This is a genomic window from Pandoraea communis (assembly GCF_902459745.1).
Lineage (GTDB): Bacteria > Pseudomonadota > Gammaproteobacteria > Burkholderiales > Burkholderiaceae > Pandoraea > Pandoraea communis.
Map to the genome: position 1 here is coordinate 186,987 of NZ_CABPSJ010000008.1, position 22,267 is coordinate 209,253.

Genomic DNA, 22,267 nt, shown 5'->3' on the forward strand with positions numbered 1-22,267 from the left:
AGGAAGCCGGCCTGAGTCTCCAGGGGCTCAGGCCGGTTTTCTTGCTGTGAAGCTGCGTTGCGTCAAACCTTGCGCTCAGGGGAGGTGCGCGGCATTCCGGCGGCACTATCTCCGGCAAGATCGATCGCGGATGCAGATTGCACGCGTGCACGCAATTCGTACTTTTGGATCTTCCCTGTCGACGTTTTCGGCAGTTCGCCAAACTCCACCCGTTTCGGCACCTTGAACGCTGCGAGATGCTCTCTGCAGTGCTTGATGATGTCCTCGGTAGTCGCCGTTGCGCCTGCTTTGAGTTCGACGAATGCGCAAGGAACTTCGCCCCACTTTGCATCGGGCATTGCAACGACTGCCGCAACGGAAACGGAAGGGTGGCGGTAAAGCACGTCCTCCACTTCTATGCTGGAAATGTTCTCCCCGCCGGAAATGATGATGTCTTTGCTTCGGTCTCTAATGCGTATATAGCCATCCGGAGACATGACGCCGAGGTCCCCTGTATGAAACCATCCGCCGAAAAAGGCTTCGTCGGTGGCTTTCGGGTTCTTCAGATACCCTTTCATACAGATGTTGCCGCGAAACATGATTTCGCCAATGGTCTCGCCGTCCGGAGGGACGGCTTCCAACGTAGCGGGGTCACGTACCGTAACCGCGGCCTGCAGGTGATACCGTACGCCTTGCCGGGCATTGAGCGCGGCTTGGGCATCGTCATCCAGTGCCGACCACGACGCTTGCTTCGCGCATACCGACGCCGGACCATAGACCTCGGTCAGTCCGTAGACATGGGTCACATCGACCCCGATGTCGTTCAGCTTTGCTATCACCGCGGGTGACGGCGGCGCGCCGGCAACCATCGTCGCTACGCGATGGCCGATACCGTGCCGAAGTTCCGCCGGCGCGTTTGCGAGCGAACTCTGAACGATCGGCGCACCGCAATAGTGGGTCACCTTCTCGCGACGTATCAACTCGAAAACCTGATTTGCATCAAATCTTCTCAAGCAAACGTTGACACCTGCACGTGCAGCGACCGTCCAGGGAAAGCACCAGCCGTTGCAGTGGAACATCGGCAGCGTCCACAGATAGACAGCGTGCTTCGGGAGATCCCATTCGAGGATGTTCGAAACGGCATTCAGATACGCGCCGCGATGGTGGTACACGACGCCTTTGGGATCTCCGGTGGTTCCGGACGTGTAGTTGAGCGCAATCGCGTCCCACTCGTGTGCAGGCGGAGACCAGGCAAAATCCGGGTCGCCCCCGTCCAGGAAAGTCGGGTAGTCGACGGCAGAGGCGAACGCCGAGGGGGCCGCCGGCATGGCATCTGCAACGCTGACGATGCGCAGCGCCGGAAACTCTGCTGCGGCGGCCCGTGCGACTTGCGAGTATTCGGTGTCGACGATCAGAACCTTCGCCTCGCCGTGTCGCAACATGAACAGGATGGTTTGCACATCCAGCCGGGTGTTCAGCGTATTCAGCACCGCTCCTGCCATCGGCACGCCGAAATGGGCTTCGACCATCTCGGGAATATTGGGGAGGAGAACCGCCACCGTATCGCCGGTTCCGATCCCTGCGCGCCGCAGTGCACTGGCGAGGCGTCGCGTCCGTGCATACGTTTCGGCCCACGTGCGACGAGTGTCGCCATACACCACGGCGAGCCTGTCACCGTACACGTCAGCGGCTCTGGCGATGAAATCAATCGGAGTCAGGGGGACGTAGTTTGCTTCCCGGCGCTCAAGGCCCGCGTCGTACATCATTTCCATTCGGTGTCTTCTCCACTGGTATCAGTGCCCGCCAGGCAGGCGTGATCGTTGCGTTTTCTTGTGCTGGATTCGCTGGGCTTGAGCGTAGCACATGAGACATATGGGTTGCCACGCGATGGATTGGCGATTTTCGGGATTGCCCGATTTCTGCCTGGGCGACGGCTAGATGTGCTGGTTACGAGGGGAGCGAGTGCTGGAGATACTTGGAGCCGTCTGCGGTGTGGCGATCATCTCAACCCTCGAAACAAGCAGTCTTCCAACGTGGCTATCGCCATTCGTTTCCCTGTCAACATTAATCCCAATATGTGGGATATATAGTCATATATTGACATTTTCGCCTTGCGGCTTCTATTATGCGTCCACTGAAAAATTGTGACCGTGAGCGCAGACGTTGCGGAACAAGGTTGTTCAGTGCCTAGGCAGTCGAGTTAAAGAGCATCGGTACGGACTCGACGATCAAGGATGCACACAATAGAAAGAAATCGGATGTGGCGGTGGTTATGGTAATCACTACGGAATCCGAATTAATTGAGCGCGCCGTCTCCCTTTGTGTGGCCCACGCATTCTGGCGAACCTGGCTCAGAGACTCTGTGCGCGCTCATACAAAAAAATCAGGAGTCAATTCAAATGGCAGTACTTGTCATTGTCGCCGTTCTGGCCTTTCTTGTTTTCATGGCCTACCGTGGACATAGCGTCATTATTTTTGCGCCGATCGCGGCGCTCATCGCTGTTTTGCTGACAGAACCCCAGGCGGTTGGGCCGGCTTTCTCCGGCATATTTCTGGCGAAAGTGTCCACATTCATCAAGCTATTTTTCCCTGTCTTCCTGCTAGGCGCCCTGTTTGGCAAAGTCATTGAGCTTTCGGGGAACGCCCGTGCCATCAGCGCCTCGATTGTGCGTCTCGTAGGTGGCCATCGGGCGATGCTCGTGATCGTTCTTGTTTGCGCGCTCCTAACTTACGGCGGCGTATCCCTGAACGTAGTGGTGTTCGCTGTTTACCCATTCGCCGCCGAGCTTTTCCGTCAAGGGGGAATCCCGAAGCGCCTGATGCCGGGCACGATCGCGTTGGGGGCATTTACGTTCACGATGGACTCCCTGCCTGGTAGTCCGCAGGTGCAGAACATCATTCCCATTTCGTTTTTTCATACAACCACTTGGGCCGCTCCGCGCCTGGGAACGCTTGGCGGCGTGTTGATCTTCATCACCGGCATGCTCTATCTCGAGTACCGTCGACGCGCGGCGGCCAAAGCCGGGGAAGGGTATGGCGCTGGACATATCAATGAGCCTGAACCGACCCAGACCGGGGAAGAACTGCCGAACGTCTGGTTGGCGTTATTGCCGCTTGTGCTGGTGTGCACCCTCAATTTCGCATTCTCGAAGCTGATTCCGTTGGCGTACTCGGATGGACACTATTCGCTCAGCCTCGCCGGGCTGCCCCAGGCGCTTCCGATTGACGTGCGTGCCGAGTCCGCACTGTGGGCCGTCGAGGGCGCTCTGGTCGTGGGTATTCTCACCGTACTAGCCACTGGCTGGCGCAAGATTGTTCCTCAGTTCATGGTGCGCTCGCAGCAGGCCATCAATGGGGCGCTGCTTGCCGCGATGAACAGTGCGTCGGAGTTCGGCTTCGGCGCAATCATGGCGGCGTTACCCGGTTTCGTTGTTGCCGCGAAGGCACTTCAGACGATCCCCAGCCCGCTTTTTAACCTGGGCATCTCGGTGACCGTACTCGCAGCGCTTACCGGGTCGGCTATCGCGGGCTTAAGTATCGCGCTTGGCGCGATGGCGGATACGTTCGTGCAGTTGGCACACTCATCGGGGATTCCATTGGAAGTGTTCCATCGGATCGCATCCATGGCGAGCGGGGGAATGGATACGTTACCGCACAACGGTGCCGTTATCACGCTGCTCACTGTGTGCGGACTCTCGCATCGCCAGTCGTATCGGGACATCTTTGCCATTACTCTGATTAAGACGATGGCAGCTTGCGCGGCGATTCTGATCTTCTACACGACAGGGCTCGTGTGATCGTGTGAGCCTGGTGGAGGGCTCTCACGTTCGCCTGAGTGGAGGCCTTCGCTGGCCCGGGTCTCGTGAGGCTTGGGCCGACGCGGCGCCCAGGAGCTTTTTCAGTTCCCGGGCCCGTCTTGCTTTTCGCCGTCACTTCGCCCACGGGAACCGCGATTCCTATCCTGCTTTGAGCCCATAAGCCCGTTTGAATGCGACCCAACACAGCCGACATGGGAGTCGGTTTTAACTTGGGGGGGCGTGGCCAGCCGTGCCAAAACTTAGGAGGAAATTTTGAACAAACTGAAAAATCAGTCAGGAAGTGTTGCGCCGGTCGATCTGCCGGGAACGCTGAGCGATGCCGCCGAGATTGAAAAGTACTGCACCGACTGGAGTGGTCTGCGCGGCGGCCGCCCTGCAATCGTGTACCGGCCGCGCAGCAGTCTGGATGTCGCGCGTATCGTGCAACACCACAGTGGTGACTTGCAGCGCATCACGATTCAGGGCGGGCTTACTGGTCTGGCCGGGGGCGCTGTGCCCGACGACGGGGATATCGTCATCTCTATGGAGCGCTTGGATCAGATCGAGGAGTTCGACGCCATCGGCGGTACGGTTACGGTTCAGGCTGGCGTTGTCCTCTCGCGTCTCGCGGAGACAGTCGAGGCGCAGGACTGGTACTTCCCGCTCGATATTGGCGCCAGGGGAAGCTGCCAGATCGGCGGCAACATCGCGACCAATGCGGGCGGCAATCGTGTGCTTCGCTACGGTCCGATGCGCGACCTCGTTCTCGGCGTCGAGGTTGTGTTGGCCGACGGCAGGGTTGTTTCGATGATGAACCGTCTGCTTAAGAACAATACGGGGCCGGATCTGAAGCACTTGTTCATTGGCACCGAAGGCACGTTTGGCATTGTCACTAGAGCGGTTCTGCGCCTCTTCCCTAAGCCGGAGGTGCGGCGCAGCGCCTTATGTGCGCTATCGTCATTTGTGCAGGTTACGGCGCTTCTAAAGGCTGCGCGAGGACGCTTGCCGGGGCTGTCATCCTTCGAAGTCATGTGGGACGACTTTTTGCGGGCTTCAACGCGGGAGCTTGGGCGCTCGATGCCGTTCGCGGATGATCACAACGTCTACGTGCTCGTCGAGGCGGAAGGTGGCACGGCACCTCAGATGCAGGAACTCTTCGAGGGGTTCTTTGGTGAAATGATCGAGGAAAGCGTTGTTTCCGATGTCATCGTGGCACAGAGTCAGGCACAGTCCAATGCACTGTGGGAGATCCGTGACGGAATCGGAGAGTTGCTCAAGTCGCTCTCCCCATTCGTGTCCTTCGATGTCGGTATTCCTCTACGGGTGACGGGTGAGTATGTGGAGCGTGTACGCAATCTGTTAGAGACGGCCTTTCCCGCAGCCTCCCATCTATTCTTCGGTCATCTGGGCGACGGCAACCTGCATATCGTGACTGGACCGCATGTGAGCGAAGCTGATCAGTTGCGGGCGGATGAGATCGTGTACCGGCTTGTCGAGGAGGTGGGCGGCAGCATTTCTGCGGAGCACGGCATCGGCCGCATAAAGAAGCCCTTTCTCCACATTAGTCGAAGCGGCATCGAACGAGAGTTAATGGCGAAACTGAAAGCGACGCTTGACCCCGCGCAAGTCCTCAATGCAGGGCGCATTCTCTAAAGGAACTCAGCAGGGGGCGAGTCCGTCTTGTGCCGGTGGGTTGGGCAGCTTCAGCTCGAACATCGGGGGCGCGATCACAAGCGCGTTTGTCGTGAGCGCCGGGAGACCGGGCTGACGGCGCGGCGGCGTCGCCTGCGCCATGGCGTAATGATCAAGCACGAACCGCTGGCTTTGCCTCGTGCACCCAACGAGGTTTAGTCAAGCGATTTCGTGACGTACGCCATATTGCCTCCGACGCCATTTACATCATCTTCGACACCGACACCGACATAGCGTGGCGTACGAAGGACGTGCAGGGATTGGGATTGGCACTGGCGTCGCGAAATACGCACCTGGCGCATAGGTGGCGGACAAGCAAGAAATTCGGAAATCGGGCGCGCGTTACAGAGACCGAGAAGATCGACGCTGTATCGACAAACGTCGGACTTGGTGTTCGGTTCCCTACCTATGCGCGTCTTTCCCCACGCCGCGAAACACATCGCTTCGAGCGATATCGGCGCATCGTCAGGCCGATTTCGTCCACGCTGGTGCCTGGGCGCACCCCTTTCGTGTTGCTTCCGAAAAGCGGAAGTAACCGAATTCTCTTCTGAATTGTTCCTGGATTTTTAGACTTCTACAGTCGGTTTACCGGGATGCGCCAACGCTGCGCTACCGAGACGACATCAAAAACTCCAAAGACAGGCCATACGCATGCTCCCCACAATAGGTCGCGTGGCCTTGCGCGAACACCACGCGCAGGCAAGCCTGGAATGACGGAACTGGCCAATACCTGATTTCCGGCCTCGCCGTAGGCTGCATCTACGGCCTCGTCGCGATTGGATTTACCGCCGTCTACAACGCGACCCACATATTCAACTTCGCGCAAGGCGAGACGGCGATGCTCGCCGCCGCCGGCCTCATTGCGGCAGGCGTGCCACTCATTGTCGCGCAGCTGCTCGCCGTCGCGTTCGCCGCCCTCGTCGACGCCGGTATCGAGCGAGTCGCTATCCGCCCTATCGGCAACGATGTGACGCGCGGTATCATCATCACGAATTGCGACCGCGACTGAGCGGGCGTGCCGCAACGCGACATTTCCGGCCAACCAGGGAAATACATCATGAACCGACAAGCGCAGCGCTCATCCTCCGACTGGGTGAGGCGTGCCGAGCCGATAGAAGGCGTCGAGCGGATCGAGGCGTGGTTTCATGGCAAGGCGTACGCCATGCATCGCCATGACACCTATGCGATTGGCCGCACGCTCGCGGGTGTCCAGAGTTTCAGCTACCGGCGCAGCGGGCGAAACAGCTTGCCCGGCAACACGATGGTATTGCACCCCGACGAGGCTCACGATGGCCAGGCGGGCACCGACGAAGGGTTCCGGTACCGGATGATCTACGTTGAACCCGCGCTCTTTCAGGACGTGCTCGGTGGACGTGCGCTGCCGTTCGTCGAGGGCGGCGTGACAACCGATCCGCGCCTTGCGGCGGCGACGGCAACGTTGCTGCAGCACGTCGGCTTTACGCTCGAGCCGCTCGAACAGAGCGATGCGCTCGCCGAACTGGCGCACGCGCTTGTCGCTATTGCCGGCATGCCCGCACGACGCCCGAAAGGCGACTTCCTTGCGGCGCGGCGCGCACGCGACTATCTGCACACGAACTGCGCGCGCGTCGTCACGCTCGACGAACTCGAAATGGCGACGGGCCGCGACCGCTGGAGCCTGTCGCACGATTTTCGCGCGTTCTACGGCACGAGCCCATACCGTTATCTGACGATGCGGCGCCTCGATGCGGTGCGCCGCATGCTGCTCGGCGGCGCTTCGCTCGCTCATGCCGCTGTGGCTGCGGGTTTTGCCGATCAGAGTCACATGACGCGGCATTTCGCGAGGACATTCGGGCTGACGCCGGGACGCTGGCTCCACATTGCGGGCGGCGTCAAGCGTCGCTGAACACCCACGATCGTTCAATACGGCCGCAATTTGCATGCGTATCGTTCGGGGCATCAACCCCTGAACGGAGAGAACGATGTCCCAATCCCCGAACCACACCGCCGTGCCGGCCGAGCGAGGCCAAGGCCAGACCATCGACCTGATCGGCAAGCTTGCGCAGATCTACGGTCACTGGCAACCGCGCGTTGTCGCTGAAATGAACGACTATCAGTTCAAGGTCGTGAAGGTCGAGGGCGATTTTCTGTGGCACCGGCACGCCGACACCGACGAAACCTTCATCGTGCTCGAAGGCGAATTGCGCATCGATTTTCGCGCATGGCCTTCGGGCGACAGTTCCATCGTGCTGCGTGCCGGTCAGATGGCGGTGGTGCCAAAAGATGTCGAACACAGGACTTGTGCAGACGCAGAAGCGAAGCTGCTGCTGGTCGAACCGCGAGGTGTGGTGAACACGGGAGACGGTCCAACGGGCGGGCGTACCGTCGAGAACGACCAGTGGATTTAAAGCAGGTTTTGTTGCCTGAGCGCCGCCCTCGATACAATTCACCTCCATCAGCGCAAAGAGGTGGGGAGCGATGGATAGTGTAGAAAACGTGCGAGCCTTCCTCGCCGTGGTCGAGATGGGCAGCTTTACGGCGGCGGCGCGCCGGCTCGACGTCTCGGCGCCGGTGGTGACAAAGCGGGTCAGTGCGCTGGAAAAGGAACTCGATGTTCTGCTCTTCCAACGCACCACGCGCAGCCTGACGCTCACGTCCTCCGGACGCGACATGCTGGGTAGCGCCCGCGACTTCCTGAGCGCCTACGAACGCCTGGCCGAGCGCGCCGCGGTCGATGACCGCTCGCTCGGCGGCCGTTTGCGCGTCAAGGCTCCGGCATCGTTCACTAACCACTTCCTCGGCAAGCTCCTCAACGAGTTTTTCCTCTCCCATCCCAAGGCCAGCATCGAACTTCAACTGACGAACCGTGCCGTCGACCCGGTGCTGGAGAACTTCGACTTCGTGATCACCGGCCTGCCCGTCACCTACGATGGTGTCGAGGAATTTCCGTTGTGTCCGTTCAAGCGCCATGTCTACGCGTCACCCGGCTATCTGGCGCAGCACGGCACGCCCGGGCACCCGTCAGACTTGCCGGGGCATCGGTGTTTGCTCTATTCGTATCAAAGCACCGTGCGCACATGGACGTTTACCGATGCCCGTGCGGGCGACATTCAGGTGAGCGTCGACGGGGGCTTTGCGACCAACGATATCGACGCCATGCACAACGCCTGCCTGGACGGCATGGGCGTGGCGATTCTCCCGCGCTATCGGGCCAACGACAGCGTGCAGGCAGGACGCCTCGTGCAGCTACTTCCCGGGTTCGGACTGCCTGACTACTGGATCAAGGTGCTGCGTCCGGCCAACCATCACAACCCCAAGCTGTTTCACGCGCTGCTGGATTTCCTCGTTACCGGACTCGCCAGACTCGAACAGCAGGGCACTTACCTGTGACTTGCACGTCGGCGGTTTCGATTGTCGAACCGTCGCCAACGTTAGGCGCCGAAAATTCGCGATTATTTCCGAATCGCGTGTTCTGAACTTCCACTTCGCCTCTATATCGCTGGGCCGCGTTCGCCCATTATTCTCGCCAGCCGATGCGCGGTATGCCAGACGCCCGGCACCAAGGAGAGACCGCCCGCCGCGTCAATGCACAGGACAGACGCGCCGGGCGCGAACGAACAAAAAACAAGAGAGATACAGGAGACAACCGTGAAGCACTGGATCGCCTGCCTGCCGCTTGCGGCATGCTCGCTGAGCGCGTTCGCGCAAAGCAACGTGACTATCTACGGCGCCGTCGACGCCGCCATGACCTACGTGAACAACAGCGGCGGAAAGTCGGCCTGGCAGGCTGCCAGCGGCGGGCGCGCAGGCGACAAGTTCGGGTTTAGCGGTGTGGAGGATCTCGGTGGCGGGGTGTCCGCGATCTTCACGCTCGAAGCCGGCTTCAACATCATGAACGGCGTTGCACAACCGGCGAACACGCTGTTCGGCCGGCAGGCGTTCGTCGGCCTGTCTGACAAACGGCTGGGCACGCTTACGATTGGCCATCAGTATTCGATGACCAACGACTACTTCGTGCCGCTGTCGACCTCGTTCATGTTTGCGGGGGGACTCGGCGCGACGTTGGGCGACATCGACGGTTCGTGGAATTACAACAAGATCAACAACGTCATCAAGTACGAGAGCCAGACCTATGGTGGGTTGAAGTTCAGTACGATGTTCTCGTTCGGCAACGTCGCAGGCAACTTCGCGAAAGACCGGACTTACGGCGTTGGCGCCTCGTACACGAGCGGCGGGCTGCAAATCGCCGGCGCCTACATGAATATGCGTACCCCAGGCACATCGATCTTCGGCGCAGCAACCGCAGCGCAGCCGGGGGCAGCCTATTCGAACCCGGTCACCAACCCGATCTTCCAGAACTACGTCACGGCCACGAGCCAGCAGGTCGTCGGTGGCGGCGCGAAATACACGTGGGGTAACTCGCAGGTATCGGCCATGTATGAGAACGTGCGTTTTCTCGATATCGTGCGCACGGCAGCCAACCCGCTGGCGCCGCCCAACGCCGTCTTCAACAACTACCAGATCAACTACGGATACTCGTTCTCCCCCCGCACGATGGCGGGTGTCGGATACCAATACAGCTTCGCGCCGGGCGGACACTATCAGTCCGTCGAAGGCGGGGCTGCCTACAATTTCTCAAAGACGACGTACCTCTACGGCATTCTCGTCTGGCAACACGCGAGCGGGCGCGACTCGACGGGCAATGTGGCCGTGGCCGACATCTTTGGCCTGACGGCGTCCACTACCCCCAACCAGTTGGCCGTGCGCGTGGGTTTGCGCAAGGTGTTCTGAGCCTCATCGACACATCGACGGAATCTGAACTCGCATGCCAAACACCCTCGCATCTCCGAATGCTCCAGCGTCGCTGGATCTGCAATCCTTTCTCGACGGGCGCCGAATGTCGGGCCTGCAGTGGCGCGTCGTCGTGCTGTGCTTTCTGATCGTTGCCATTGACGGCATCGACATCGGGCTGGCGGCATATATTGCGCCCGCCGTACGCCGCGAGTGGGGCCTGTCGGTCGCGGAACTCTCGCCGATTTTCGTCTCTGCGCTGCTGGGCATGATGGCCGGCTCGCTCCTGTTCGGACCGCTGGCCGACCGGCGCGGACGCCGCTTCGTGTTGCTGGCGTCGGTTGCCACGTTCGGTCTCGCGACACTCGCTACCCTGTTCGCGACCAACGTCACCGAACTCTCCATCCTGCGCTTTATCGCCGGTGCGGGTATCGGCGGCGCTTCGCCGGCGTCCGTCACACTCACGGCCGAGTACGCGTCGGGCAAGCGCAAGCTGTCCATCATCACGCTGATGATGTGCGGCAATTCGATGGGCTCCGCCTTCGGTGGCGTCGTCGCCTCGCAGATCATCGAACGGCACGGCTGGCACGCCATGGTGCTCGTGGGCGGGGTGCTGCCACTGCTGCTGTTGCCTGTCCTGTGGATGGCGTTGCCCGAGTCGATGCGTTTTCTTGCGCTACGCCGTCCTCATGAGCAGAACCGCCTGCGCGCACTGGGGCGCCAGATCGCCCCGGATGTCGTCACATCGCAGACCACGTTCGTCGCACGTGAGACGAAGCAAAGCCGCTCGCCCGTACGCGAGTTGATGGTGGCACCCTACGCACGCGGTACCTTGCTGCTGTGGGCGGCCTTCTTCATGGGGCTTTCGGTGCTGTACCTGATGGCCAGTTGGCTGCCGACCATCATTACGAATTCCGGCGGCTCGATGCGCAACGCGGCACTCATTACTGCGCTATGGTCCATTGGCGGCACGACGGGCGGTCTGCTGCTGGGGCGCGTGATGGACAGCGCGCGACCGGCATGGGTGCTGGGCGCGGCATACGCCGTGGCCTTCGTGACCGTGCTCTGTATTGGCCGCGCCTTCGGCAACGCCGCTGTGCTGGCGCCGCTCGTGTACATCGCCGGTGTATGCATCAGCGGCACGCAGGTCGGTCTGAATGGTCTGGCGGCGACGTACTACCCCACGGCGAATCGGGCCACGGGCGTGGCGTGGGCGACCGGCATCGGCCGCTTCGGCTCGATACTTGGCTCCAGCCTCGGTGGTGTACTGCTCGGCTCGGGCATGGCCTATCCGGTACTGTTTCTGATCGTGGGCGTGCCCGCGTTGCTTGCTGCCTTGTGCATGTTCGCGATGCCCGCGTCCCGGCGCGAACCGGCATCGGCGTTGACGCCTGGAAACCCCGGTACCCGCTGATCGATCCTTTCTCGACTACTGGATAAACGACTCATGGCATTTCCCGGACCGGCGTTTCTCGCGCTCTGGAATGACGTCACGCCGCAGCATGCGAAGGAATATAACCGCTGGCATACGCGCGAACATGTGCCGGAGCGCGTCGGCATCGACGGCTTCATTGAAGGGCGCCGCTATCGGCATGCCCGGCCGGGGCAGCGGGAGTATTTCACGGCTTACGGCGCGGTGTCGCCCGAAGTGTTCCGTTCGCTGGCCTATCTGAACGTGATCGACGCGCCGACGCCGTGGTCTGCCAATATGCGCTCGACGTTGACCCATGTGCTGCGCGCCCCGTGCCGGACGCTGGCGTCGACGGGAGGCGGCACGGGCGGTGCACTCGCGTGCGTGCGAATCCATGCGTCGGCTGCCGCAGCGGTTGCGGCATTGCCGTTAGTTCAAGCGTGTGCTGCGCTTGACGGGGCCGTCGCTGCCCATTTGGGCGAAGTCTTCGAGGCGCAGCCGAGCGCATTTGCGCGCTGGAAGGCATCGGATATGCCCACGCATGTGCTGCTCGTCGAGACGGAGGACATTGCGGCAGCAGGGGCGCTGAGCGAGCGCATCGCATCGCTCGTTGTCGATGCCCTGCCGGTCTCGTCGCCACCCGGTGTCGACGTGTATTCACTGATCTTCGCGATCCGTCACGACGACGTCGACATCTCGCTGCGCCGCACACAATAACCGCGCACCCCGACGCAACAACACAAGATTACCGGAGCCCCCTGATGAAAGCGCTTCAGAAAACCACCGCTGCCTTCGGCCTCGAATGGCGCGATGTCCCCGAACCGGGACAACCCGGCGCGCACGATGTGATCGTGGAAGTGACTGCCGCCGGCATTTGTGGCAGCGACGTGCATATCTACGACTGGTCGGGCGGCTACGACTTCTTGCGAGCGGCGTTCCCGGTGACGCTGGGCCACGAATTTGCGGGTCGTGTCGCAACGCTTGGCGCTGAGGTCAGCACGCTCCAGCGCGGCGACGCCGTCGTCGTCATCCCCTCGGTCGAGTGCGGTGTGTGCGAGTACTGCGTTTCCGGGCGCGTCGATGAGTGCCGCGAGCGCCGGGGCATCGGCATGATGCGCGACGGCGCATTTGCCAGCCGTGTGCGCGTGCCTGCCCGCAATTGCCTGACGTTGCCGCCCGGCATGGACGCGGGTGTCGCGTCGCTGGCGGAGCCGCTGTCCATCGGTATGTCCGCCGTCAAGACGGCAGAAGTGCACGCAGGAGATCGCGTACTGGTGATGGGGCCGGGCACGATCGGTCAGGCCATTGCGGTGCTGGCGAAGGCACGCGGCGCCCGGGTGGCGCTGGTCGGGCACGACGATGCCGAGCGTCTCGCGACGGCGCGCGCACTGGGTATCGAAGCCACGCTGGATCTCGACGGTGCTCCGGAAGGGGCCATGCGCACGCTACTGGGCGAGAACGAATACGACATCGTCATTGAAGCGACGGGTGTCGGCGCGGCGGTTCAAGCCGGGCTCGACGTGCTGCGTCCTTCAGGCGTGTTCGTGGTGTGCGGCATTCACGGCAAGCCCATCAGTTTCGATGGTGCGAAGCTCGTGCGCTTGCGGCACCAGATTCGCGGCACCTACCGCGCAACACGCGCGACGTGGCAGGAAGTGCGTGATTTTCTGGTGGAGAATCACGCGGCGCTCGGGCCGATGGTCACGCACCGGTTGCCGCTCGCACAGGCCATCGAGGGCTTCGAGATGGCACGCAACAAGATCGGATCGAAGATCGTGCTGGTTCCGTGACAGCGCATGACCGAAGCCGACGACCAGCAGACCGGTCGTCGCGGCGGCGCTCAGGAACGTCACGATAACTGCGGCAGGCGGATCGCGGTTCGATTCCTCGGACAGACGAGCGTCGATCGGGCCTTGCGGGGCCAAGCACTTTGCCGATCAGTGCTGGCTACCGGGCACCATCCGCGCCATGATCTGTTCTCGCACACGAATCAAATGCTCGCGCATCGCCGTTTCCGCGAGGTCGGGGGCGCGATGCCGGATGGCTTGCGCAATCGCCTGATGTTCCTGATCACGCTGCCGGATGCGTTCCGGGCAGTGGGGGAGGGGTTGCGGCACGTGTAAGCGGATGTCCGAGCCGACTCGCCGGATGATCTGATAGATATCGGCGGCAAGTGCATTGCCCGACGCGGCAGCGACTGCACGGTGAAAGGCGAGGTCGGTCGAGCCTCGGTCGGCACCGGGCGACGTCGTTGCTGCGCGCTCGATGCGCGTAATCTCGACCGGTGTTGCCCTGACCGCTGCCAGACGGGCAAGGAACGGCTCCAGCGCCAGCCGAAGTTCGATCACCTCCAGCACATTCGTGTGCCCGGCCAATATCTCACCGTTGCGCCTGGATTGCCCCTCGCTGCGTCCGCGCGGGGTCTCCAATTCGCCCTCGTCGCGCAGCACCTTCAATGCATTGCGCAACTGATGGCGCTTCACGCCCAGTTCGTCTGCCAATTGCCGCTCTGCCGGCAAAGCGTCGCCGTTGGCAAGACGGCTTCGCAAACTCTCAACCAAGTCGACCATAACTTCTCTCTCCCTGCCGCAACCAAGGTATTTGGTTGCGTGCCGAAAACACATCGAGGCAGCATGATAGCGGAATTTGCAACCATCGGCTAACTCGATGGATGCTTTGCTAATTCTTCATTAGGCTTTGTATTCAGCATTATTTGAGACCCCTGTGCCTTTCTTAGTTGTAATCTGGTTCAACCAAAAACTCAACCAAAATATATCAACCATATCGACCAAATACATTTTTGGTTGACATGAAAAATTTGTCTTGATCTACTCATTTGCATCAGCGGTTCGTGAAACCCCACTCGGAGGTAGCGCAGCATGATGCAAGCCACGCAGGACGCCGCAGTTCGCTCCAGCGAACAAGAGACTCGGCAGATGTATGAGGAGATCGGCAACGCGCATCTGTTCCCGTTCTGGGCCAGAAGCTCGGATGTCGAGCACGATGAGATCAAGCAACTGATGCAGGGCCAGCGCGCAGTGCCCTATATCTGGCGTTACAAGGAAGTGCTTGAGCCGCTGTTGCAGCAGTCCGCTCGCCTCATTTCCACCGCCGACTCCGATCGTCGCTCACTGATCCTGACCAACCCTGGACTCAAGCCGAGGCGGGCCACGGTGACCACCATGTATACGGCGTACCGGCTCAACGATCCAAACGAGATCATGCCGCCGCATCGTCATACCGCGAGTGCCATCCGGCTCGGTTTGACCGGCTCGCAGAACTTCACCGGCGTGGAGGGCGAGGACGTCGTGTTCGGACCGGGCGACATGGTGCTTACGCCGCGCGACACCTGGCATAACCACGGCAATGTGGGCAACGAGCCGGCCATCAACCTTTCGGTGCTCGATTACCCGCTGGTCGAGACGCTCAACGCGCTCTCGTTCGATCACGACTACAGCGAAGGCGGCGCCGTCATGCGCAAGCAATCCGCGCGCTTCCCTGCCGATTACTCTGCGATCACTTACGGGGCAGGTGGCCTGATGCCTCGTTTTGTCGACCATCGACGCGGCGCCAACGGCTCGTCGCCGATGTTCATCTATCGCTACGAAGCCGTGCGCGAACTGCTGGAAAAGCACCGCGAGTGGGCTGAAAACCCGTACGAGGGACTACGTATCGAGTACGTCGATCCGCTGCGAGGCGGCCCGGTCTACAAGACGATGACGTTCTTCATGCAGATGCTGCGCCCCGGCGAGCGCACGCTGCCGATGAAGCAGACGGCAAGTCTGCTGGTATCGCCGCTGGAGGGCGCGGTGCGGGCCGTTCTCGATGGCGAAACCTTCGAGACGAAGCAATTCGATACGCTCGCCGTACCTGGCGGGACGTGGGCCGAATACGAGAACACCAGCGCCACGCAGCCGGCCATCGTATTCATTGCGAGCGATGAGCCGGCACTTCGTGCGTTCGGATTGCTGCAACGCTGGGGCAAGACCGCTGGCGGCGACGTCATGCTTCTCGACTAAGGGGCGCCTCCATGGCCAAGGCATGGAATACGCGGCTCGTGAGCCACATCGACTGCCCCGGCGGCGGACAGGTGTGGGTCGATCGCAACATCCTGTATGTCTCGCACATGCGTCCGCCAGCCGGCACGTCGATTTACGACGTCTCCGACCCCAAGCATCCGCGCTTGCTGGCGACGCTCGAAGTGCCGATGGGCTGGCATTCGCACAAGGTTCGCGTGCAGGACGGCGTGATGCTGGTGAACTACGAGAAATTTCGTGAGGGCGCGCCGGACTTTGGCGGCGGTCTTGGCATATTCGACATCACTCGCCCGTCCGAGCCGCGATTGATCTCGCGCTGGTATTCCGGCGGCGAGGCCGGTGGGGTGCACCGCTATGACTTCGACGGCCGCTTCGCGTACATCTCGCCAACGGCCGAAGGTTTCGTCGGGAACATCGTCAAGATTCTCGATCTGGCGCAACCCGAGCGGCCCGAGGAAGTCGGTCGCTGGTGGATTCCCGGGCAGAACATCGGTGCGGGAGAGGAATACCCGTGGGACGACTATGTCCGCCCGCGATGCCATCACCCGCTGCGCATGGGCGATCGTCTTTACGTGTCCTATTGGCACCACGGCTTTTTCATTCTCGATATCTCGGACATGTCGTCGCCGAAGCTGATCTCGGGTATCAACAGCGGTCCGGCGCATCCGCACCCGACGCACACCGCCTTGCCGATCCCCGGCCTTGTCAAAGGGCGTCGCGTCATGGTGGTGGCCGACGAAGATGTCGCGAAACTGCGGCCGTCGCCGCCGTCGTTTGCCTGGGTGTACGACATCACCGACGAACGCCAGCCGATGCCGATATCGACGTTTCAGGTCGCCGGTGTCGACCCCGACGGATCGCCGAGAGAACCGATGTCGGGCTGTCATCAGCCATCGGAGCGCTTTGTGGGAACGACGTTGCCGTTCGCCTGGTTCGCCAAGGGCATGCGGCTTGTCGATCTCTCCGATCCGTTTGCGCCCAGGGAGATCGCTTTCTACGAGCCAGATGCCCCCGCCGGCTGTGAGCGCGCGTCGTCCAACGACGTCACGATCGACGACCGGGGGCTCGTGTACCTGCTCGACCGGCAACAGGGGATCGACATCATCGAATGTTTCCCGGGATGACATTTCGACGCCAACGACGACAAAGAGGATGGCAATGACGATTTCGGTACATGGCAAGAAGAACCCCAACCTGCCGTTTCATCCGGCCGTTCGTGCGGGGGACTACGTGTTCGTCTCGGGCCAGGTTGCCAAAGACGAAGACGGGCGGATGGTCAGCGGCACGATCGAGGACGAAACACGCGCCACGATCCTCGCCGTGCAGCGTGCACTACGCGAGGCGGGGTGCGATCTGGCCGACGTGGTGAAGGCGACGGTCTACCTCGAAGACGCCCGCGACTTCGGCCGTTACAACGGCGTATTCAAGGAATTCTTCCCGGATGGCCGGCTCGCGCGGACCACGGTCGAGGCACGCGCGGTGATTACGACGCGCATCGAGATCGAATGCATCGCTTACCGGCCGCTGTGAATCGCTTGCGTCGGCCAAGACATTGAACATCACCTGAGGACATCGACATGCTGAAGCTCTACGGACGTGCCACATCCGGCAACGTGCAGAAAGTCATCTTCCTTCTCGAAGAACTGGGCAAGTCCTACGAGCGGCTCGACTATGGCCGCCAGTTTGGCAACACCGGCACCCCGGAATACCTCGCGATGAACCCGACCAACAAGGTGCCCACGCTGACGGATGGCGACCTCGTCATCTGGGAATCGCACACGATCCTGCGCTACCTCGCCAGCCGGCAGGGCACGTCGTTGTATCCCGACGATCTCGCGCAGCGCACATTTGTCGAGCGCTGGATGGACTGGGCACTGGCATCGCTCAACCCCGTCTACCTCGCGGGATTCAAGGACGCGAAGAAGCCGAAGGACGAACAGTCCGCCGATACGGGGCCAAACCTCGCCGCCGAACTGACGATTCTGGACACCCACCTGCGTGAGGTTCCGTGGTGCGCCGGTCAGTCGTTCAGTCTCGCGGACGTGGCGTTGGCGCCGCTGGTCAAGCGCTGTGTGAACTTCCCGTTCGCGTTGCCCGAATTTCGTGGCATTGCAGCGTGGCTGGCTCGCATCGAGGCGCGCCCGGCATTCGCGAAGGCCACGAGTGCGGGTTGACCGTGACCGGACATTGAGGCAGACGTGCTCGCCGCGCGCTCGCTGAGACGCGGCGATATTCCAAAAACCGCAAGACTGGAGCACCCCTATGGCAAGTCTCGATCGGCCGGATATGCGGCAGATGGCCGTCTCGACGGCGACGACATCGTCTGAGCCGTACATCAGCGTCAGCGGTCTTTGCGTCGATTTCGAGACGCATGGCCGTATCAATCGCGTGCTGAACGACATTCATCTGTCGGTCGAACGCGGCGGATTCACCTCGCTGGTGGGGCCGTCCGGTTGTGGCAAAAGCACGTTGCTCAAGGTGCTCGCGGGATTGCAGGCACCCACGCAGGGACGAGTGAGCGTGGGCGGTATGACGCCGTCCGAGGCGGTTCGGCAGCGCCGCATCGGCCTGGTGTTTCAGGAGGCGGCGCTCATGCCGTGGAAGAGCGCGCTCGATAACGTGTGTCTGTTGATGGAGCTGGTCGGCACGCTGCGCGACAAGGACGCCATTCGCACGCGTGCGCTTGAGTTGCTGAACATCGTCGGCCTCGGGCATGCAGTGGACCGCAAGCCGTCGCAGTTGTCCGGCGGAATGCGTCAGCGCGTCTCGATCGCGCGTGCTTTGGCGCTCGATCCGGAGGTGCTGATGATGGACGAACCGTTCGGTGCGCTCGACGCCATCACCCGCGAAGAGATGAGCGACTTTCTGCTCGAACTCTGGCAGCGCACGGGCAAGACGATCGTATTCGTGACGCATTCGATCGACGAAGCCGTGTTCCTGTCGCGCGAAGTCACTGTCATGGCGACCGGACCCGCACGCATTCTCGAATGCCTGACGGTTCCGTTGGCGTATCCCCGCAACGAGGATAGCTACGCCACGCAGGCGTTTGCCCAGACGGCTTCGCATCTGCGAAAGCGTCTCAAAGAAGGCCATCGGGCCGGGAGGACATCATGAGTGCATCGCCTACCGACGTCGTGCCGGCCGGCGCGCGCGGGCGCGCCGCCCCGAAACCGTTTCGCGGTCTGTGGCGTGCAGGGCCCGGTGTGGCGCTGACGATTGTGCTGCTGGTGCTGTGGGAGGCAGGGCTACGCCTGTTCGACGTGCCGGCATTCGTGTTGCCGACGCCGGCACAGATCGCCGGGGCATTGGTGGCGAAGCAGCCGGAACTCGCCGCCGCGGCGTGGGTGACCGCTCGCGAGGTTCTGTACGGATTCGTGCTGTCCTCGGTGGTGGGCGCCGCACTTGCCATTTGCATCGCGCGTTTCGAGCGATTGGGCAGCGCGGTCTATCCGCTGATGGTGGTCTTCCAGAACGTGCCCAAGATCGCACTCGCCCCGATATTCGTGCTCTGGTTCGGTTACGACCTGATGCCCAAGATTCTCCTCATCGTCGTGATGGCATTTTTCCCGGTGGCCCTGAACATGCTGGTGGGTCTGCGCTCGGCCGATCCGAATCTGGTGGCGCTGCTCAAGTCGGTGGGCGCCACACGAAGCCAGATTCTGATGCGGGTACAGATTCCGCACTCGTTGCCGGCGTTGATGGCGGGTATCAAGGTGGCGATCACGCTGAGTGTTATCGGCGCCATCGTCGGTGAGTTTGCCGGTGCCTCGGCCGGGCTGGGCTACGTGATTCAGTTTGCCTCGACGCAAATGCAGATGCCGCTTGTCTTTGCGGCACTCGTCGAGGTCTCGCTGCTCGGTGTGCTTTTCTACTACGCCGTCGAGTGGTTCGAATACCGCTTCATCACCTGGGGAGGCGAAGCGCGTCACTGAACGCCATTTAGCTATTTCGCTATTTCGCCGGGTTGTCGTCGTGTCCTCTCTCTTAGTGTTTCTTCTTGCAGGAGTACCAGCGTGAGCAGATTGAGCAAACTGTTTTCGGTTCTTCTCGTGTCGATGTCGTTGCTGGGCGCCGCAGCGCCGGCGTCGGCAGCCGACGACGTCGTCGTCCAACTCGACTGGGTCGTGCGAGGCAACCACGCGATGTTTTTCGTGGCGCGCGACAAGGGCATGTTCGCGAAGCAGGGGATCAACGTGACGGCGATTCGCAAGGGCACCGGCTCGGTCGATGCGCTGCGGATGGTGGCCAATGGCAGCGCGCAGTTCGGCTTCGGAGACCTCTCGACGCTGTTGGTCGCCCGCACGCAGGGCGCGTCGAATACCGCGCTGGTGGCCGTGAATCAGAAGAGCCCGCTGGCGATGGTGTCGGTCAAGGCGCGCAAGCCGCTCAATTCGGCCAAGGATCTCAAGGGCATGAATGTCGGCGTGCATCCCGCCGGTTCGACCTATGTGTTCCTGAAAGCCTTCCTCAGCAAGAACGGCATGTCGCTCGCCGACATCAAGCAAAGCACGGTGGCGCCGCCCTATGAGAATTACCTCGTGATGGGGCGCGTCGATGCCGTACCGGGTTACATCGACGCCGAGGTGCCGCTGCTCGAAGAGAAGACGGGCGGTCCGGGGTCGCTTTCGATACTCCAGGCCGCCGATCACGGGCTGAACGTCTACGGCTCGGGCATGTTCGCTTCGGACAAGATGATCGCCGCGAATCCGCAACTCGTTCAGCGCTTCGTGAACGCGTACACGGAGGCGTTCGCTTATGTCGTCGCCCATCCCGACGAGGCGGTTGCCGCCATCGTGAAGGCTAACCCCGAGTACAAGGGCCAGGAAAAGATCCTCGCCGAGCAACTCGACGCGGACTTCAAACACACGATGTACTCGGGCGATACCGCAACCCATGGCATTGGATGGATCGACGGCAAGCGCTGGGGCGAAATGTTCGATGTCCTCCAGAAAGAGGGTTCGATTGACGCGAGCGCAAAGGCGAGCGGCGGCTTCGATATGAAATTCCTGGCGGCGGCCAAGCCGCTGCGCAAGTGAGGAGGTCGAGATGAGTGCCATCCTGTCCGAAAACTCGAGCGCTTCCGAGTCATCCCCACGGCAAGGCTGCGGTGCCGGACTGACCTTGCCTGCTCAAGATGGCTTGTACTACGGCGGCGCGTGGCATGCCCCGCGCTCGGGCCGTTATGCCGATGTCTACAGCCCCGGTGACGGATCTCGGATCGGCCGGGCTGCCGTGGGCGATGCGAGCGACGTTGATGCCGCCGTCGCTGCTGCCCGGCAGGGGTTTGCCGTGTGGCGCGATACGCCGCCGCTCGAGCGGGCACGGATTCTCAGGGCCGCCGCCGTCGAGATGCGCAAGCATGCCGCCGATCTGGCCTTGCTGGATGCTGCCGACTGCGGCAATCCGGTGGCTGAAATGACGGGGGACGTGATGGTTGCAGCAGCGCTGTTCGAGTTCTTCGCGGGGCTGGTCACGGAAATGAAAGGGGCCTCGATTCCGATGGGCCCCGAAGCGATCAACTTCACCGTGCGCGAGCCCGTGGGCGTAGTCGCCAGAATCGTGGCGTTCAACCATCCCTTCATGTTCGCGGCAGGCAAGATGGCGGCACCGCTTGCGGCAGGTAACGCGGTCATCGTCAAACCGCCCGAGCAGGCCCCGTTGTCGTCGTTACGGCTCGCGGAGATCGTCGGTGGCTTGTTCCCGCCGGGTGTCGTGTCGATTCTCAATGGCGGGCGCGATGTCGGGGAGTCGCTCGTGTCGCATCCCGACGTCGCAATGCTGGGATTGGTGGGCAGCGTTCCGACCGGACGTGCGGTGGCGCGTGGTGCCGCAGAGCGCATCAAGCCGATGCTGTTGGAGCTGGGCGGCAAAAACGCCCTGATTGCCTATCCCGACGTCGACCCCGACGCGCTGGCGGCCGGTGCGGTTGCCGGCATGAACTTCACATGGTGCGGCCAGTCGTGCGGTTCCACCAGCCGCCTGTTCCTGCATGCGAGCATGTACGACGCCGTGATCGAGCGTATTGCCGAGCGATGCAAAGCCTTCGTGCCCGGCTTGCCGACGGATCCGAAAACCAGCATGGGCGCCGTCATCAGTCAGGCGCAGCATGCGCGAGTCCTCGCGTTCATCGCCTCGGCGCATGAAGAGGGGGCGAGGCTCGTGTATGGCGGCAAGGTGCCCGACGATCCGGCGCTGGCAAACGGCTACTACATCGAGCCGACCGTGTTTGCCGATGTTCAGCCACAGATGCGTATCGCGCAGGAGGAGATCTTCGGCCCCGTGCTGTCGATCATCAAATGGCACGACGAGGCGCAGATGCTGGCCGATGTGAATGCACTCGACTACGGGTTGACGTGTGCCATCTGGACGAACGATCTTGAGAAGGGCATGCGCACGGCGTCTCGGGTCAATGCGGGGTTCGTATGGATCAACGAGGTCGGCAAACATTTCCTTGGGGCGCCGTTCGGCGGGATGAAGCAGTCGGGCATGGGCCGGGAAGAGTGTCTCGGCGAGATGCTGTCGTTCACGCAGGAAAAGAACATTCATGTGAGCCTGCGCCGCGTTGCCACGCAGCGCTGACC

General features: G+C 61.7%; 20 protein-coding genes. 18 read left to right on the forward strand and 2 right to left on the reverse strand.

The genetic code is table 11. The features are described from left to right. Window positions 1-62: 62 nt before the first annotated feature. Window positions 63-1,751, reverse strand: coding sequence for an acyl-CoA synthetase (locus PCO31110_RS23730; protein WP_150691590.1), 1,689 nt, complete (start codon window positions 1,749-1,751; stop codon window positions 63-65). Window positions 1,752-2,378: 627 nt separating this feature from the next. Here PCO31110_RS23730 and PCO31110_RS23735 point away from each other — a divergent pair. The 10 genes from PCO31110_RS23735 (at window position 2,379) to PCO31110_RS23780 (ending at window position 13,439) form a co-directional block, all read left to right on the forward strand. Further along, window positions 2,379-3,776 (forward strand): GntP family permease, encoded by a 1,398-nt coding sequence (locus PCO31110_RS23735; protein ID WP_010805400.1) that lies wholly within the window; start codon window positions 2,379-2,381, stop codon window positions 3,774-3,776. A 273-nt stretch (window positions 3,777-4,049) separates the two neighbouring features. After that, window positions 4,050-5,429 carry an FAD-binding oxidoreductase gene (locus PCO31110_RS23740; RefSeq protein ID WP_246189961.1) on the forward strand — a complete coding sequence of 460 codons (1,380 nt, stop codon included), beginning with the start codon at window positions 4,050-4,052 and terminating at the stop codon, window positions 5,427-5,429. Window positions 5,430-6,201: 772 nt separating this feature from the next. Then, window positions 6,202-6,477 (forward strand): ABC transporter permease subunit, encoded by a 276-nt coding sequence (locus PCO31110_RS23745; protein WP_256380698.1) that lies wholly within the window; start codon window positions 6,202-6,204, stop codon window positions 6,475-6,477. 48 nt (window positions 6,478-6,525) lie between these two features. Next, window positions 6,526-7,353: an AraC family transcriptional regulator gene (locus PCO31110_RS23750; RefSeq protein WP_010805397.1), complete on the forward strand. Its 828-nt coding sequence runs from the start codon at window positions 6,526-6,528 to the stop codon at window positions 7,351-7,353. Window positions 7,354-7,429: 76 nt separating this feature from the next. Beyond that, window positions 7,430-7,855 carry a cupin domain-containing protein gene (locus PCO31110_RS23755; protein WP_150691591.1) on the forward strand — a complete coding sequence of 142 codons (426 nt, stop codon included), beginning with the start codon at window positions 7,430-7,432 and terminating at the stop codon, window positions 7,853-7,855. A 70-nt stretch (window positions 7,856-7,925) separates the two neighbouring features. Continuing rightward, complete coding sequence (locus PCO31110_RS23760; protein ID WP_010805395.1) at window positions 7,926-8,837, forward strand: LysR family transcriptional regulator; 912 nt, start codon at window positions 7,926-7,928, stop codon at window positions 8,835-8,837. Window positions 8,838-9,095: 258 nt separating this feature from the next. Beyond that, window positions 9,096-10,238 carry a porin gene (locus PCO31110_RS23765; protein WP_010805394.1) on the forward strand — a complete coding sequence of 381 codons (1,143 nt, stop codon included), beginning with the start codon at window positions 9,096-9,098 and terminating at the stop codon, window positions 10,236-10,238. A 34-nt stretch (window positions 10,239-10,272) separates the two neighbouring features. Beyond that, window positions 10,273-11,652, forward strand: coding sequence for an MFS transporter (locus tag PCO31110_RS23770; RefSeq protein ID WP_150691592.1), 1,380 nt, complete (start codon window positions 10,273-10,275; stop codon window positions 11,650-11,652). A gap of 33 nt (window positions 11,653-11,685) precedes the next feature. Next, the gene (locus PCO31110_RS23775; RefSeq protein ID WP_010805392.1) at window positions 11,686-12,366 is read left to right on the forward strand and encodes a DUF4286 family protein; all 681 of its coding nucleotides are present in this window, start codon (window positions 11,686-11,688) and stop codon (window positions 12,364-12,366) included. A 44-nt stretch (window positions 12,367-12,410) separates the two neighbouring features. After that, complete coding sequence (locus PCO31110_RS23780) at window positions 12,411-13,439, forward strand: NAD(P)-dependent sugar dehydrogenase (protein ID WP_010805391.1); 1,029 nt, start codon at window positions 12,411-12,413, stop codon at window positions 13,437-13,439. Between the two features lie 147 nt (window positions 13,440-13,586). Here the strand turns inward: PCO31110_RS23780 and PCO31110_RS23785 are convergent, their stop codons facing one another. Next, the gene (locus PCO31110_RS23785; RefSeq protein ID WP_174979754.1) at window positions 13,587-14,219 is read right to left on the reverse strand and encodes a FadR/GntR family transcriptional regulator; all 633 of its coding nucleotides are present in this window, start codon (window positions 14,217-14,219) and stop codon (window positions 13,587-13,589) included. Window positions 14,220-14,528: 309 nt separating this feature from the next. Here PCO31110_RS23785 and PCO31110_RS23790 point away from each other — a divergent pair, with 309 nt between their 5' ends. From PCO31110_RS23790 to PCO31110_RS23825, 8 genes are all read left to right on the forward strand, one after another. Next, the gene (locus PCO31110_RS23790) at window positions 14,529-15,668 is read left to right on the forward strand and encodes a cupin domain-containing protein (protein ID WP_010805389.1); all 1,140 of its coding nucleotides are present in this window, start codon (window positions 14,529-14,531) and stop codon (window positions 15,666-15,668) included. Between the two features lie 11 nt (window positions 15,669-15,679). Beyond that, a complete protein-coding gene (locus PCO31110_RS23795; RefSeq protein ID WP_150691594.1) occupies window positions 15,680-16,810 on the forward strand; it encodes an LVIVD repeat-containing protein in 1,131 nt (376 codons plus the stop codon). Window positions 16,811-16,844: 34 nt separating this feature from the next. Further along, window positions 16,845-17,216: a RidA family protein gene (locus PCO31110_RS23800; RefSeq protein ID WP_036661961.1), complete on the forward strand. Its 372-nt coding sequence runs from the start codon at window positions 16,845-16,847 to the stop codon at window positions 17,214-17,216. A 47-nt stretch (window positions 17,217-17,263) separates the two neighbouring features. Next, window positions 17,264-17,860, forward strand: coding sequence for a glutathione S-transferase family protein (locus PCO31110_RS23805; RefSeq protein ID WP_150691595.1), 597 nt, complete (start codon window positions 17,264-17,266; stop codon window positions 17,858-17,860). Between the two features lie 88 nt (window positions 17,861-17,948). Then, the gene (locus tag PCO31110_RS23810) at window positions 17,949-18,800 is read left to right on the forward strand and encodes an ABC transporter ATP-binding protein (protein ID WP_246189962.1); all 852 of its coding nucleotides are present in this window, start codon (window positions 17,949-17,951) and stop codon (window positions 18,798-18,800) included. Then, window positions 18,797-19,618, forward strand: a complete 822-nt coding sequence (locus tag PCO31110_RS23815; RefSeq protein ID WP_010805384.1) for an ABC transporter permease — start codon at window positions 18,797-18,799, stop codon at window positions 19,616-19,618. The genes PCO31110_RS23810 and PCO31110_RS23815 overlap by 4 nt, the downstream gene beginning before the upstream one ends. 81 nt (window positions 19,619-19,699) lie before the next feature. Further along, entirely contained in the window at window positions 19,700-20,722 is a 1,023-nt protein-coding gene (locus PCO31110_RS23820) for an ABC transporter substrate-binding protein (protein ID WP_246189963.1), read from the forward strand. Between the two features lie 10 nt (window positions 20,723-20,732). Continuing rightward, the gene (locus PCO31110_RS23825) at window positions 20,733-22,265 is read left to right on the forward strand and encodes an aldehyde dehydrogenase family protein (protein ID WP_010805382.1); all 1,533 of its coding nucleotides are present in this window, start codon (window positions 20,733-20,735) and stop codon (window positions 22,263-22,265) included. Window positions 22,266-22,267: the final 2 nt, after the last annotated feature.